The sequence below is a fragment of the Pantoea sp. K16 genome (assembly GCF_048452805.1).
Lineage (GTDB): Bacteria > Pseudomonadota > Gammaproteobacteria > Enterobacterales > Enterobacteriaceae > Pantoea > Pantoea agglomerans.
Window position 1 is genome coordinate 45,307 of the sequence record NZ_JBLWNV010000016.1, and the last position, 13,800, is coordinate 59,106.

Sequence of the window (13,800 nt, forward strand, 5' to 3'; positions counted from 1 at the left end):
GCGGCGAATGCACGGACTTTATCACAAAAGCGCGGATGCGCCTTTTCACTGACTGCGTTTGCGAGCCGTCTCGTAGATTGCAGCTTCACTGATAGCTGCACTCTTCATGATGGGCCATGCTGAGGCTCATCTCAGGGAGAGCGGACATGAAAATAAAGGGACCACGGGAAAAACTCCGGAAGCTGGGTGCGCATGCCCTCAGCGATACCGAACTACTGGCCATTTTTCTCCGTACCGGATCGCCTGGACAGAACGTCCTGGAGCTGGCCGGACAGATGCTGGACGGTTTTGGCTCGCTTTATCAGCTCATGACGTCAGACAAAGCGGCATTCGGTGAAATCAAAGGGGTCGGCGATGCCAAGCTGGCACAACTTCATGCGATTGCCGAACTGGCGAAGCGTTTTTTCGCCAGTAAGCTGGCCCGCGAAAGCGCAATGGAAAATCCACAAATCACGCGCCAGTATCTGCAAAGTCTGTTAGCCCATCAGGAGCGTGAGATCTTTATGGCACTGTTTCTGGATAATCAGCATCGGGTGCTGCGGGCACAAAATATGTTCTCTGGTTCCATTAACAGCGTGGAAGTTCACCCCCGCGAGATCGTCCGGGAAGCGCTGAAGCTCAATGCTGCCGCTCTGATACTGGCGCATAATCACCCGTCGGGCATGGCGGAGCCGAGCCGTGCAGACCGTGAAGTGACCCATAAAGTCAGCGAAGCCTGCCAGCTACTCGACATCCGTCTGCTCGATCATCTGGTGATTGGTCATGGCGAATATGTCTCCTTTGCCGAGCGGGGATGGCTCTGACAGGGGGAAATTTCACGCCAGGTGGCGGCTTTTTGCCCGATCATTCGGGATCTTTATCTGTTCGGGACTTGAGCACTTGGGCTGAGCGGCGTATACTACGCCACCTTTGAGAATCTCGGGTTTGGCGGTTAGGCCAGCTTAGCGGGTTCCATGGAATTCGCCTGGCGGGCTGCAAGCCTGACGAGGCGGCCCAAACCTAATTTTTAAAGCTCGAGCTGATTTGATTTTTGGAGATATTGACATGTCACGAGTCTGCCAGGTAACTGGAAAGCGTCCGGTGACGGGTAACAACCGTTCCCACGCAATGAACGCGACGAAACGCCGTTTCCTTCCGAACCTGCACTCACACCGTTTTTGGGTTGAGAGCGAGAAGCGCTTCGTTACTCTGCGTGTATCTGTTAAAGGTATGCGTATTATTGATAAAAAGGGCATTGATACGGTGTTAGCCGATATGCGTGCCCGTGGTGAGAAGTACTAAGGTACTAAGGAACTGAATCATGGCTAAAGGTATTCGTGAGAAGATCAAGCTGGTTTCCTCTGCTGGTACAGGTCACTTCTATACCACCACGAAGAACAAACGTACTAAACCAGAGAAGCTGGAACTGAAAAAGTTCGATCCGGTTGTACGTCAGCATGTGCTCTACAAAGAAGCTAAAATTAAGTAATTTTAGTGTTCTGCTAAAAACCCGGCTCCGGCCGGGTTTTTTGTTTGTGTAAAACGCTGAGGAGAGGGTATGCCAGAGTTGCCAGAGGTTGAAACCAGCCGTCGCGGTATCGAACCGCATTTGGTCGGTGAAACCATCCTTCACGCCGTGGTGCGTAATTCACGTTTGCGCTGGCCTGTTTCGCAGGAGATCCTGGCGCTGAGCGATCAGCCGGTGCTCAGTGTGCAGCGCCGGGCGAAATATCTGCTGCTGGAGCTGCCGCATGGCTGGATCATTATCCACCTTGGCATGTCCGGTAGCCTGCGCGTGCTGTCAGAAGAGCTGCCAGCGGCGAAGCATGACCATGTTGATCTGGTCATGAGCAACGGCAAAGTGCTGCGCTACACCGACCCGCGCCGCTTTGGTGCATGGCTCTGGAGCAGCGATCTGGCGGGCAGCAGCGTGCTGGCACATCTCGGGCCGGAGCCGCTTAGCGAGGAGTTTGACGGCGCTTACCTGTTTGAGAAGTCACGCGGCAAGCGGACGCTCATCAAGCAGTGGCTGATGGATAACAAAGTGGTGGTGGGCGTGGGCAACATTTACGCCAGCGAGTCACTGTTTACCGCCGGGATCATTCCCGATCGTGCTGCCGGCAGTCTGTCGCAGGCCGAAGCGGAACTGCTGGTCAATACCATCAAAGCGGTGCTGTTACGCTCCATTGAGCAGGGCGGAACCACACTGCGTGACTTCTTACAGACCGACGGTAAACCCGGCTATTTTGCACAGCAGTTACAGGTTTATGGGCGGGCAGGCGAACCCTGCCGGGCATGCGGTACGCCGATTGTCAGCGGCAGACACGGGCAGCGCAGCACCTACTGGTGCCCGAACTGCCAGCATTAAGCCAGTTTAGCCAGCAATGCCTGATGCACCGGCGCGGGCAGGAAGGCGGTAACATCGCCGCCGTGACGCGCCACCTCTTTGACCAGCGAAGATGAGATAAACGAGAAGCCTTCAGACGGCATCAGGAAAACACTCTCCAGCGTTGGCAGCAGGTGACGATTCATCTGCGCCAGCTGCATTTCATATTCAAAGTCTGACACTGCACGCAAGCCACGAACCAGCACATTCGCCTGCTGGTCACGGGCGAAATTCGCCATCAGGTCGCTGAATCCGACCACTTCAACGTTGGGCAGATGGGCTATCACTTCACCGGCCAGCGCCACGCGCTCATCCAGGCTGAACATTGGTTTTTTGCTGGGGCTGGCGGCAACGGCCAGAATGACCTGATCAAACATCTGCGCTGCCCGCGTCACGATGTCGAGATGGCCGAGCGTCACAGGATCAAACGTTCCGGGATAGATGGCTTTCGTGATCATACTCGCCCTTTTGCCGAAGCATGATTCAGCGCCCAGAGGGCTGAATATTTATTGAAGGTATATTGCGCATTGACCACCGCCAGAATCCAGCCCTGTTTTCCGTCGAGAAAACCGGCACGCAGCAGCAGGGTTTTCATAAACGCGCCCAGCGTATGGCTGAACAGAGAAAACAGGCTGCAACGCTTACCGCGCCGATGGCGTTCCGTAGCCCAGGCTTCGGCATAGGCCAGCTGCTTGCGCTGAAAGGCGATTAAATCGCGGCAGGTCAGATGCTGCAGATCGCCGGGTAATGCCACCACTGGCGCGCCGTCACTCTGCAGTGATTCATGCACCAGATTGTCATTGTAGCGGAAGGTGCGAGGATAGAGTCGCATTACTCGGTCAGGATACCAGCCGCTATGGCGCATAAAGCGGCCGAGAAACAGATTACTGCGGCCCAGGCTATAAACCGTACGGCTGGGTGGCGCGACCAGTACCTGCTCAATCGCGGCGCGCAGTTCAGGTGTCACGCGTTCATCCGCATCGATCATCAGAATCATGTCGCCGGTGGCATAGTGCTGCGCGCGCTGGCGCTGGATACCATAGCCCTGCCAGTCATCATTGAGGTAGACCTTCGCCCCAGCCTGTGTGGCGATGTCGACACTGTTGTCATGGCTGCCTGAGTCCAGCACGATAATTTCATCGGCCCAGCTGACCGAGGCCAGGCATTCAGGCAGCAGTTCCGCTTCGTTTTTGGCGATCATCACCACGGAAAGACGTTGGCGTGCTGACATTAGTGGGCCCGTGGTGGCAGATGCGGTTCGAGTAACTGTAGCAGACGCTGTAGCGCACCCTGATTCTGGTGCAGCACGTCTACCGCATGACGTCCGTAATAACGGCGGTAATCATCATCCTGTAACAGGTTGGTGACCTCTTTTTCCAGCGAAATCACGTCGGTGACGGTGATCAGCCCCTGGCCTTCCTGCAACTTGCTGCAGATATCTTTGAAGTTCCAGATATGGGGTCCCATCAGAACCGGAAGCGCATGGGCAGCAGGCTCCAGCGGGTTGTGTCCACCCCGTTCAACCAGGCTGCCGCCGACAAAGGCCAGATCGGCAATGCCGTATAGCAGCATCAGTTCGCCCATTGAATCTCCGATGACCACCTGCGTTGAGCCAGACGGGATCTCGCCGCTGCTGCGCAGGATAAAACTGAAGCCGCGTTCCTGCGTCAGTTCACGGGCATCGTTAAAACGCTCGGGATGGCGGGGCACCAGAATCAGCAGCAGATCCGGGAAGGTCTGCAGCAGGCGGCGATGGGCATCCAGCACAATGGCCTCTTCGCCTTCGTGCGTGCTGGTGGCGATCCACACCGGACGGCGCGGCGCCCACTGACGACGCAGCGTCACCGCTCTGGCGGCCAGTTCTGGCGTCACGGAAATATCAAACTTCAGGCTGCCGGTAATCGTTAGTTGAGAACGTTTCAGGCCCAGGCTCAGGAAACGGTCGCCATCTTCCGCATTCTGCGCCGCGATAAGCGTGATGCTCTGCAACAGCCGGCGCATGAATTTACCCAGCTTGCGGTAGCCTTTGGCCGATCGGGCCGAGAGGCGGGCATTGGCGATCACCAGCGGAATATTACGCTGGTGCAGAATGCGGATAATATTCGGCCACAGCTCGGTTTCCATGATGATCACCAGGCGTGGGTTGACCGTATCCAGAAAACGATTAATCGAACCCGGCAGATCATAAGGCAGATAGACGTGATGCACATCTTTGCCAAATGCAGATTGCGCGCGTTCAGAGCCGGTAGGCGTCATGGTGGTGACGGTAATCGGCAGGGTCGGGTAACGATGACGCAGAGCACGCACCAGCGGGATCGCGGCCAGGGTTTCACCCACAGAGACCGAGTGCAGCACAATGCCGTCGGGCTTAACTTTGCCGACACAATAGCCATAGCGTTCTGCCCAGCGTTTGCGATAGGCAGGCGCTTTACGACCGCGCAGCCACAGGCGCAGCCAAATCAGTGGCTGAATTAAGTAGAGCAATGCGGTGTAAAAGGTCGTCATAGTTACCGTTACAGCAAATTCGCGTCTAAAAGCAGATTAAAATCAGATGGCGGCATGTTATCAGAAACCCCGCATGCACTCATCCCACATTGTCAGTTGCTGCTCAGGACCTGCTGATAAAGCGAAGTCAGCGCCTGCGCCAGCCGTTGTGGACCATAAGGTTCAATTTTGCGCCGCGCCGCGTCACCCATTCGTGAATCGACGGAAAGCGCCGGTAATGCATTAACAGCCTGATTTAACCCGTTGATATCCAACGCATCACAGACGAAGCCTTCCTGACCAGCGGTAATAAATTCTGCGCCACCGCAGCCAGTGCTGGTAATCACCGGTAAGCCGCAGGCCATCGCCTCCAGTACCACATTAGGAAAAGGATCGTAGAGGGTGGGCAGCAGCAGGCCATCAGCCGCGTGATAGAACGGCTGCACATCCTGCTGTACGCCGACAAAGCGCAGGCGGTCCAGACAGTTAAGCTGATTTGCCAGCTGCTGATACCGCTGCAGTTGCTTATCCTGACCCACCACAATCAGATAACGGTCGCTGGCAGCCAGCGCCTGTATCGCCGCTTTCAACCCCTTGCGTTCAAAGCCGGAGCCGACATAAATCAGTACGGTGGCCGCATCGGGCAGCGCCAGCTGCTGACGGGTGGCGCGACGTGCAGCTTCCGTGGCGGGCTGGAAACGGCTGGCATCGATAGCATTATGAATAACGTGGATTTTTCCGGCGTCGAGCGAGAAACAGCGCAGGATATCGCGCTTTACCATCTCAGAATTACAGATCACCGCTTTCAGCGTCGGAGAGTTAAACATCTCCGCTTCCGCCTGCAGGACATAGCGATGATAAGGGCTGAGCACAGCACTCAGTCGTTGCCACGATGAGACGATGCGGGCGCGCTGTTCCAGCCAGACGCGATGAACACCATCACCCGCGCGAAAAATATCACAGCCCGCGATGCGCTCGTGGCTTTGCACAATATCGAACTTTTCGCGCTCCCAGCAGGCGCGTGCTGCACGGGCAAAACCGCGCTCACGGGATACCCGGCCCAGCTTTGCAGGATTACAGATATGCAGATGCCAGTCAGGGTTGGGTGTGCCCTGCCAGCTGCGGGTAATGATGTTGAGATCGAGCTGCTCGCTGCCCAGCGCTTCCAGCGCGCGTGAGATAAAACGCTCGGCACCGCCATCCGGACGATATTTCTGCCGGACAATCGCCAGCCGTAACTTACTCATTCAGATAGCTCCTCGCTGCCGCGACCACATCCTTCACCGGAATGGCCGACAGATAACGCTGGTCTGTTTTGGTGTCGATGGAATCGGGTGAGGGCAGCGGGCCATAATCCCCCGCCCAGATGACATGATTATTGTCGCCCCATGGCCGCCAGTGCTGCAGCTTGGTCGGGCCAAACAGCGCAATACAGGGCGTTTCAAGTGCGGCGGCCATGTGCATTGGTGCAGAGTCGACACCAATAAACAGCCGGGCATGATCGATAAGCGCCGCCAGCTGCGGCAGAGTAAACTGACCGGCCAGCGAAACCACATCCGGCGACGCACACAGTGCCCGAATGCGGTTGATCATTGCCAGCTCCTGTTTGTCCGGCCCGGCGGTCAGCACCACTTTGCGGCCCGGCTGCGCCAGCTGATCGAGCGTGGCGGCAACACTCTCCTCTTCCCAGCATTTAAAGCCCCAGCGTGAGGTCGGCTGCACCACAATATAGGGCGCGGTTACCTGGTGTTCTGCCAGTCGGGTCAGCAAAATTTGCTGGTCAGCGTCGCTGTAGTGCATTGAGACACGTGCGCCGTCGCTGCTGATGCCGAGGGGTGCCAGCGCCGACATATTCTGCTCAACGGTATGCAGCTTGCTGTGATTGTGTGTGGAGACCAGCTGGTTGTGACACCATCGCCACAGGACGTTATCACGTTTTTTAAAAGCGAAACCGATACGTACTGGCGCCGCGGAGAGACGCGTAATCAGGGCAGCCCGCCACTGATCGGCCAGATTAATCACCAGATCATAATGTGCGTCACGTATGGCGCGAATTAATGCACGCTCATGGCCCAGCTTGCGCCAGGTGCCCTCCTGCTTCCATTTACGATCGATGACGTGCAAATGGCGGATAGCCGGATGCGCTTCCAGCATCGGACGCGTCTCCTGATAGAGCAACACGTCGATGCTGGCCTGCGGATAACGCTCATGAAGCGCATTGATGGCGGGCGTTGTGAGCAGCATGTCACCATGATGGCGCAGCTTAATCAGTAATATATTTTTTGGAGAGATGTTTGCTGGAGTCAGGCTGGCCATAAACAAGAGTTCTCAGAATTCAGTGAACCGATTGTAGGGCAAACCCTTTTTAGGATAAAGCCAGCCTCAAAGGTTATTTATCACGCCAGCGATAGAGCCGGGCCAGCCACAACAGCAACTGATACCACTGCTTAATTCCCCGGGCGTTGCGTAACATGCGCAGGTGTGTCCGGGTGGCGAACAGCTCGGCAATGATTGCCTGGCGTGCGCGGGCGTCAGGCTCACGTCTTACACTGTGGCAAACGCTGAGCGCTTCATGGGTCACCTGATAGTGAAACGACGGGTAGATCTTCACGCGGTCACGATAGCGGTCATTGAGCTCTTCCAGCAGTCGCGCAATCTTCATGTAGTGACGCTGATACTCTACGTTGCGCTCGCCGGTACGTTTGCGATTGCTGATTGAGGCGTCGTGCATATAGTAGCGATAGAGTACCGCTTCGGTATAACGCACGCGTTTTGCCAGCAGCATAAACTCGGTGGTCCAGGGAATATCCTGATGATGCAGGCCGGGTTCAAACTGCAACTGATGCTGCTCAATCAGTTCCCGGCGATAGATGCCCAGCCAGACCACATGCATATAACGATGGGTTTTTAGCGCGGTATTCAGCCAGTCGGCACCGCTCAGCACCGGCGTGCTGCGCAGGCGATCCAGCGGAATCAGCGGCTTTACCCGCTGGCTGTGTTTGAAAAACCACTCGGCGTTGCACTGTGCCGCATCCAGATTATCTGCCTCCGCCAGCGTCACCAGCGTCTGATACATATCGGGTTGCATGGTGTCATCCGCATCAGGGAAGGTGACATATTTCCCGCGGGCAATCGCCAGTCCGGCGTTGCGGGCGCGCGAGACGCCGCCATTTTCCTGATGTATCACACGAATGTGAGAATGCTGCTGTGCATACTGATCGGCGCGCTCGCCTGAGCCATCGGTTGAACCGTCATCGACGATAATGATCTCAAGCAGAGTCAGCGTCTGCGCCAGCAGTGACTGCATGAACTCATCAAACATGCTGCCCGCATTGTACATCGGGGTAATGATACTCAGCAGAGGAGAAGTACTCATGACAATATCTGCACCAGCATTGTATTCACTGCGAAAGGGCGTTGCCTCGTCATAAATCATTTCCAAATCAGCAGAGTGAAATCAGGGAGTTCACAATTATAAAACGATGTTGCATCCCTGCTTTACTAAAAACCACGCCCGACAATAATAATGCGCTATATGCGCTTTTTTTACGCAATGTGATCGCGCAGGTAAACAGATTATTATGCTGGCTTGCTGTCAGCGTCGTTATTACAGAGGTCGTGGCAAACAGCCGGCGGGATAAGTGACGGGAAAGTCAGGCGCTGAAATAACAGCGCCCGCATCAATCTGATAAACCTGAGTGTGCTATTGCTCACTCTGTTTAAAAAACTTGAGACTGACATACTTCATCATCCAGCTCAGGCTTTCAGCATACTGTTTCTGATGCCATTTTACGCGGGCGAATCGCTTCATCTCTTTATAATGCTTTGGTGTATCAAGCGGTTGTGAAGCCCAGGGTGAGCGCTGGTAATAGCTGTAGTAGCGGTGGGAAAGATCGCTGCCAGCCCATGCATGCCAGGGTTTGCATTTACCGGTGTAGTGAATCATCACTGTCTCTTCAGGCACGCCCGTGTGATCCCAGACTTTATTGGCGATGATGTCGTAAATGTGGTTATAGCGGTCTGGCAGGATCAGGACCTCATCCTCCAGCACGATATTCAGCGCATCCTGATCGGGAAAACCAAACTCTGCGCCCCGCGTTACCAGCACGTCGGTAATGCGCGCGGTGGTCTGCCTTTCGAGCCAGCGTGGAATATTAATCAGCATAAAGCCGGAGTTGAAATAGTGGTGGTGCTTCAGCCCCAGCCTTGCGCACTGGTTATGTCGCGCTCGCGGTGTGTCATTACAGGCCGCCAGCGTGTAATCAGTGATATCCAGCGTGAACAGGCGAGAGTAGTCGCCCACCACCAGGGTGTCAGCATCAATATAGATCACCCGATCGCTGTAGCTCGCTACGGTTTCCGGGATCAGGAAACGGTAGTGGATACTTTTGGGATAGCGTCCGACCGCAGGCAGCTGATCAACCCAGGCACGGTTAAAGATATGCAGCGTGATCGCCAGACGATGGCCCGTGGCCAGTGAACGCAGTTTTTCCACATCCTCTTCGCAAAGCGAGTCTGAAAAAACATGGGCGTGGAAAGCGGTATCAGGATGATGGCTGAGAAGTGAAAACAACGTAATGCCCAGGCCACGCGCGTAGGCGTAGTTGATGCCAAACGCAACATGAACCGGATTATCATCCGTGTCAGCAAGCGTGTTAACCAGCAGCTGACTTTGCTGAACGGCCTCAGCAAGAGGGGTAATTGCCATTACGCTTCACTATTCCAGATTATGAGTAATAAACGTTTGTATTCTAGTCAGTTTATCGTGATCCAGCCCGAATAATTTTTCAGCAGGCTGATCAAACTGAAAACGGGTGGCAAAAACGAACGTCGACGCAGCAATATTATCCGGTCCGATAAACAAAACGTTATTGACCGGACGCTGTTCCCGGACTTCACACGGCCCGTAAAGCATGATCACCGGTATCTGCTGCGCATCCGCAATATAAGCATTGCCAGAGTCAGAGGAGATGTAGAAATCCATCTGTGCAATGGCCCACGGAACCTCTTCCAGTTTTAGCTCACCAATCAGACTGACGATATTGTCTTTCGGGCCGGTCAGGCTCAGTAACTCATCCAGCCACGGCTGCTCAGCCGGTGGGCCAAACACATAAAAGGTGCAGGGCAGGTCAGCCAGCGACGCCATCAGCTGCTGCCAGATGCTGGCAGGAATGGTTTTAGCCCGGTTACCAGCAGAAATACTGATGCCAATTTTAATACCGCTGCGCGGATTAAGCAGCGCGGCGGGCGGCGCAGGCGGCTGCCAGAGCGGTGAGGTCGCATGCTTAGGAAAATCGGTGTAGCGGTAGTCACGATTAATCAGCTTCAGGTAGCTGTCGAGCGTTAAATCCGTTTTGGTGTGGTCGACAATACCGCTGGCGCTGCGATAGAAGGTCTTATGGTAGGACTTACGCACATAGGTGCGCAGAAACTGCTTGTTCGATGCGTTGCAGAGCGCGGCGAAAAACAGGTTCACGCTGTTTGGCTGCACCAGATAGACGTTGTCATAGCGGTTCATCAGAGTGAACGCGAGCTTCAGTTTGGCAAAAAAGCTGCGCTTCGCCTCTTCAATCAGGAAATAGCGGCTGACCGTGTCATCGTGACGCGCCAGCGGCTCCACCGCTTTGCTGATCAGCAACTCAGACTGACCCAGCGCACGCAGCATCGGGGTGATATTAATAAAATCACCAATCTTCGCCGTCTGGATGATCAGGCTGCGTCCGGTTGGCCGGTAAAACAGCCGCATTATGGCCCGGAAAGGCAGCAATAGCAGGTAGATCAGCACATAGTTCATGGCATGTTTTCCGTAATAACGGCCCGCAGTTTCTCTGCCACCGTGTCAGCAGTCAGCTCTGCCAGATTATGATTCGGGGCGCTCAGTGCCTGTTGGTTCTGCCCGTAACCGCCAATCAGTCCAGGATCGGTCGGACCATACAGCGTGAGGTTGGGGCGATCCAGTGCCGCCGTCAGATGGCTCAATCCGGTATCCACTGAGACCACCGCCCGTGCGCCCGCCAGCTGTTGTGCTATCGCTTCCAGCGTCAGCTTAGGCAGTACATCGACATGCTCAAATCCTTCTGCAAGGCGCTGCGCACGCTGATGCTCATGTTCAGCACCCCAGGGCAATTTCACCCGCAACCCGCTGGGCTGCATCAGCTCAATCAGCTCTCGCCAGTGTGATTCCGGCCAGTGCTTGTTGTCACGCGTTGTGGCATGCAGAAAGACCAGGTAATGATGTGCGTCAGCGGGCAGATGATGCAGGAAGTGTCCGGCAATGGCGTAGTCACCCTGACTTTTCGGCTTTTCATAGCCCAGGCTTTTGGCGAACAGTTCGCGCGTCCGCTCAACCGCGTGCTGTCGCTTACTGACCTCATGGCGGATGTCATACCACCAGCTGGCGAACGGCTCACGCGCGCTACGGCTGTCCTGCCCATGTTTCACCCCTTTCGATAAGCGGGTGACCAGCGCGGCACTTTTGATCAGGCCCTGTGCATCAATCACGATATCGTACTCACGTGACTGTAACGCGCGCTTAAACAGCACGCGCTCTTCACGCTGCTGACTGCCAAACCAGTGTTTGCGCCAGCGGCGAATCGCAACCGGTAACACCTTATCTACTGCGGGATGCCAGCCAGGGATCTGTGCGAAATTCTCTTCCACTACCCAGTCGAAACGGATGCCGGGAATGGCATGCATTGCATCGGTCAGTGCCGGGAGCGAATGCAGCACATCGCCCATTGATGAAGTTTTAACAATCAGGACGTGCATGGCACCTCCTGTGGCGCGAGCAGTTCGCTCAGCGTCTGATGTACGCGTTCAGGCTGAATATCGATCAGGCTCTGGTGATAGCCCTGTTCGGCATCGCCTTTGCGCACTTTGTGATAGCCGGTAATCAGGCGAATAATTCGCGCCTGCTTTGCCAGCGGCGGCGTAAAGTCAGGGCTGCTTGGTCCATAGAGCGCCACCAGTGGACGATCCAGCGCCGCGGCGATATGCATCAGGCCTGAGTCGTTGCTGACCACGGCACGGCATTGTGCCAGCAGAATCACCGCCTGTTCCAGCTGGGTTTCACCCGCCAGATTACGGCAGTGGCCGCGAGCCTCTTCGGGCAGCGCCGCGATAATCTCTTCGCCGGTCGGGCGATCTTTGGCGGAGCCAAACAGCACGATCTGAAAGCCTTCAGCAATCAACTGGCGGGCCAGCGTGGCGTAGTGATAGTGCGGCCAGCGTTTGGCCGGACCAAATTCAGCGCCCGGACAAAAACCGATGACCGGACGGGTCGCGGCGAGCTGAAACTGTGCGGCCGTTTCAATTTTTTCCTGCTCTTCAACCTGCAGTTTTGGCCACAACAGCGGCTGAGGCAGCTGCGCCGCCGACGCAACAGGTGTGTCGTAGCCCAGCGCAACGTAGCGCTCAACCATCAGTGGAAATGCGGCTTTATCCAGCACGCGCAAATCATTCAGCAGGCCATAGCGCATTTCACCGCGCCAGCCGACGCGGCGTTTTATTCCGGCAAAGAAGGGGACCAGCGCCGACTTGAAGGAGTTAGGCAGCACATAAGCGCGGTCGTAGTGACTGGCGCGCAGCACTTTGCCCAACCGGCGACGCTCACCGATTTCCAGCGCGCCATGCCCAAGTGGCATCGCCAGCGCCTGATTCACCTCCGGCATGCGTGACAACAACGGACGGCACCATGCAGGTGCCATCACGTCAATCACCGCATCGGGATGTTCGGCCTTGAGGGTGCGATAGAGACTTTGCGACATCATCATATCGCCGACCCACGACGGGCCGATTACCAGAATTTTCATCGCCGGAGCAGCTTCCTTTATGCGTTACGGTTCAGCCAGACCATATAGTCAGCGACGCCCTGCGCCACCGTTTTAAATGGCTTGTCGTAGCCGGCGGCACGCAGCTTAGTGAGATCGGCCTGAGTATAGGCCTGGTACCGTCCTTTGAGTTTTTCCGGGAACGGGATGTACTCGATCTGACCTTTCTGGTGGAACTTCAGTACTGCGTCAGCCACTTCCTGGAAGGACTCGGCGCGGCCTGTGCCACAGTTGTAAATCCCGGAGACGCCATTTTCCCAGCACCACAGGTTCACTTCCGCAACATCATCAACGTGGATGAAATCACGTTTAAAGCCGTCGCTGCCTTCAAACAGTTTTGGATTTTCATCGTTGCTGATCTGCGTGTTCAGATGGAAGGCCACGCTTGCCATGCTGCCCTTGTGGCCTTCACGCGGTCCATAGACGTTGAAATAGCGGAAGCCGCATACCGGCGAGTTCGCTTCCGGCAGCATCTGACGGACGTAATGGTCGAACAGCATCTTAGAGTAGCCATAAACATTAAGCGGCTGCTCATACTGACGCTCTTCAATGAAATTCTCGTTGCGTCCGCCGTAGGTCGCTGCGGAAGAGGCGTAGAGGAACGGGATCTCGCGCTCAAGACAGAAGTGCAGCAGCTCTTTGGAGTACTGATAGTTGTTCTCCATCATGTACTTGCCATCCCACTCGGTGGTGGAGGAGCAGGCGCCCTGATGGAACACCGCTTCGATCGGGCCTAAATCATCGCCCGCCATCACGCTCATCAGGAACTCTTCTTTGTCCATGTAATCGACGATATCCAGGTCGACTAAATTGGCAAACTTGGTGCCATCCTTCAGATTATCCACCACCAGAATGTCGGTGTGACCGCGATCGTTCAGCGCTTTGACGATGTTGCTGCCAATCATTCCTGCGCCGCCAGTTACGATAATCATGTTGTTACCTTCAACGTTGTGGGGTGAAACAGGAGGTTTCACACACGAATACCTCACATCATAACATTTCATCAGGGTGCAGACAGCCAGATGACTCTGTAACGCTTTGTGCGTACATCCTTGCGGCGTGAACTATGCTGCAAAAATGACATTCTGTTGGGCGATTTATCGTGAAGAAGCGGCCTGTTCA

Annotated in this window: 15 protein-coding genes; 4 read left to right on the top strand and 11 right to left on the bottom strand. The window is 55.4% G+C overall.

What is annotated here, in order from left to right; all coding sequences use genetic code 11:
• The first annotated feature begins 146 nt into the window (after positions 1-146).
• The 4 genes from radC to mutM all read left to right on the top strand — a co-directional run bounded on the left by radC (position 147) and on the right by mutM (position 2,347).
• Positions 147-803, top strand: coding sequence for a RadC family protein (radC, locus tag ACK13D_RS19180; RefSeq protein ID WP_010258361.1), 657 nt, complete (start codon positions 147-149; stop codon positions 801-803).
• Between the two features lie 241 nt (positions 804-1,044).
• Positions 1,045-1,281 carry a 50S ribosomal protein L28 gene (rpmB, locus tag ACK13D_RS19185; RefSeq protein ID WP_006121249.1) on the top strand — a complete coding sequence of 79 codons (237 nt, stop codon included), beginning with the start codon at positions 1,045-1,047 and terminating at the stop codon, positions 1,279-1,281.
• 19 nt (positions 1,282-1,300) lie between these two features.
• Complete coding sequence (gene rpmG / locus ACK13D_RS19190; RefSeq protein WP_003024094.1) at positions 1,301-1,468, top strand: 50S ribosomal protein L33; 168 nt, start codon at positions 1,301-1,303, stop codon at positions 1,466-1,468.
• A gap of 69 nt (positions 1,469-1,537) precedes the next feature.
• Entirely contained in the window at positions 1,538-2,347 is an 810-nt protein-coding gene (gene mutM, locus ACK13D_RS19195) for a bifunctional DNA-formamidopyrimidine glycosylase/DNA-(apurinic or apyrimidinic site) lyase (protein WP_010672095.1), read from the top strand.
• On the opposite strand, the gene coaD is transcribed toward mutM, so the two are convergent.
• The 11 genes from coaD to rfaD form a co-directional block, all read right to left on the bottom strand.
• Positions 2,344-2,823, bottom strand: a complete 480-nt coding sequence (gene coaD, locus ACK13D_RS19200; RefSeq protein WP_010258279.1) for a pantetheine-phosphate adenylyltransferase — start codon at positions 2,821-2,823, stop codon at positions 2,344-2,346. The genes mutM and coaD overlap by 4 nt on opposite strands.
• On the bottom strand, positions 2,820-3,596 hold the full coding sequence (locus ACK13D_RS19205; protein WP_052271773.1) for a glycosyltransferase family 2 protein: 777 nt from the start codon (positions 3,594-3,596) through the stop codon (positions 2,820-2,822). The genes coaD and ACK13D_RS19205 overlap by 4 nt, the downstream gene beginning before the upstream one ends.
• Complete coding sequence (gene waaA, locus ACK13D_RS19210) at positions 3,596-4,870, bottom strand: lipid IV(A) 3-deoxy-D-manno-octulosonic acid transferase (protein ID WP_010258275.1); 1,275 nt, start codon at positions 4,868-4,870, stop codon at positions 3,596-3,598. Before waaA ends, ACK13D_RS19205 begins: the two co-directional genes overlap by 1 nt.
• A 92-nt stretch (positions 4,871-4,962) precedes the next feature.
• The gene (locus ACK13D_RS19215; RefSeq protein ID WP_010258274.1) at positions 4,963-6,096 is read right to left on the bottom strand and encodes a glycosyltransferase family 4 protein; all 1,134 of its coding nucleotides are present in this window, start codon (positions 6,094-6,096) and stop codon (positions 4,963-4,965) included.
• Positions 6,089-7,165 (bottom strand): putative lipopolysaccharide heptosyltransferase III, encoded by a 1,077-nt coding sequence (gene rfaQ, locus ACK13D_RS19220; RefSeq protein ID WP_418796990.1) that lies wholly within the window; start codon positions 7,163-7,165, stop codon positions 6,089-6,091. The genes ACK13D_RS19215 and rfaQ overlap by 8 nt, the downstream gene beginning before the upstream one ends.
• A gap of 73 nt (positions 7,166-7,238) precedes the next feature.
• Complete coding sequence (locus ACK13D_RS19225; RefSeq protein ID WP_191914759.1) at positions 7,239-8,225, bottom strand: glycosyltransferase; 987 nt, start codon at positions 8,223-8,225, stop codon at positions 7,239-7,241.
• A 327-nt stretch (positions 8,226-8,552) separates the two neighbouring features.
• Positions 8,553-9,557, bottom strand: coding sequence for a glycosyltransferase family 8 protein (locus tag ACK13D_RS19230; protein ID WP_418796991.1), 1,005 nt, complete (start codon positions 9,555-9,557; stop codon positions 8,553-8,555).
• Between the two features lie 9 nt (positions 9,558-9,566).
• Positions 9,567-10,643 carry a glycosyltransferase family 9 protein gene (locus tag ACK13D_RS19235; RefSeq protein WP_050680319.1) on the bottom strand — a complete coding sequence of 359 codons (1,077 nt, stop codon included), beginning with the start codon at positions 10,641-10,643 and terminating at the stop codon, positions 9,567-9,569.
• Positions 10,640-11,617, bottom strand: a complete 978-nt coding sequence (rfaC, locus tag ACK13D_RS19240) for a lipopolysaccharide heptosyltransferase RfaC (RefSeq protein WP_089415158.1) — start codon at positions 11,615-11,617, stop codon at positions 10,640-10,642. Before rfaC ends, ACK13D_RS19235 begins: the two co-directional genes overlap by 4 nt.
• Positions 11,605-12,660 (bottom strand): ADP-heptose--LPS heptosyltransferase RfaF, encoded by a 1,056-nt coding sequence (rfaF, locus tag ACK13D_RS19245; protein ID WP_010258260.1) that lies wholly within the window; start codon positions 12,658-12,660, stop codon positions 11,605-11,607. The genes rfaC and rfaF overlap by 13 nt, the downstream gene beginning before the upstream one ends.
• Positions 12,661-12,677: 17 nt before the next feature.
• Complete coding sequence (gene rfaD, locus ACK13D_RS19250; protein ID WP_010258257.1) at positions 12,678-13,610, bottom strand: ADP-glyceromanno-heptose 6-epimerase; 933 nt, start codon at positions 13,608-13,610, stop codon at positions 12,678-12,680.
• Positions 13,611-13,800: the final 190 nt, after the last annotated feature.

Coding starts and splice junctions, on each gene's coding strand:
- radC (WP_010258361.1), top strand. CDS start 147: ATGAAAATAAAGGGACCACGGGAAAAACTCCGGAAGCTGGGTGCGCAT.
- rpmB (WP_006121249.1), top strand. CDS start 1,045: ATGTCACGAGTCTGCCAGGTAACTGGAAAGCGTCCGGTGACGGGTAAC.
- rpmG (WP_003024094.1), top strand. CDS start 1,301: ATGGCTAAAGGTATTCGTGAGAAGATCAAGCTGGTTTCCTCTGCTGGT.
- mutM (WP_010672095.1), top strand. CDS start 1,538: ATGCCAGAGTTGCCAGAGGTTGAAACCAGCCGTCGCGGTATCGAACCG.
- coaD (WP_010258279.1), bottom strand. CDS start 2,823: ATGATCACGAAAGCCATCTATCCCGGAACGTTTGATCCTGTGACGCTC.
- ACK13D_RS19205 (WP_052271773.1), bottom strand. CDS start 3,596: ATGTCAGCACGCCAACGTCTTTCCGTGGTGATGATCGCCAAAAACGAA.
- waaA (WP_010258275.1), bottom strand. CDS start 4,870: ATGACGACCTTTTACACCGCATTGCTCTACTTAATTCAGCCACTGATT.
- ACK13D_RS19215 (WP_010258274.1), bottom strand. CDS start 6,096: ATGAGTAAGTTACGGCTGGCGATTGTCCGGCAGAAATATCGTCCGGAT.
- rfaQ (WP_418796990.1), bottom strand. CDS start 7,165: ATGGCCAGCCTGACTCCAGCAAACATCTCTCCAAAAAATATATTACTG.
- ACK13D_RS19225 (WP_191914759.1), bottom strand. CDS start 8,225: ATGAGTACTTCTCCTCTGCTGAGTATCATTACCCCGATGTACAATGCG.
- ACK13D_RS19230 (WP_418796991.1), bottom strand. CDS start 9,557: ATGGCAATTACCCCTCTTGCTGAGGCCGTTCAGCAAAGTCAGCTGCTG.
- ACK13D_RS19235 (WP_050680319.1), bottom strand. CDS start 10,643: ATGAACTATGTGCTGATCTACCTGCTATTGCTGCCTTTCCGGGCCATA.
- rfaC (WP_089415158.1), bottom strand. CDS start 11,617: ATGCACGTCCTGATTGTTAAAACTTCATCAATGGGCGATGTGCTGCAT.
- rfaF (WP_010258260.1), bottom strand. CDS start 12,660: ATGAAAATTCTGGTAATCGGCCCGTCGTGGGTCGGCGATATGATGATG.
- rfaD (WP_010258257.1), bottom strand. CDS start 13,610: ATGATTATCGTAACTGGCGGCGCAGGAATGATTGGCAGCAACATCGTC.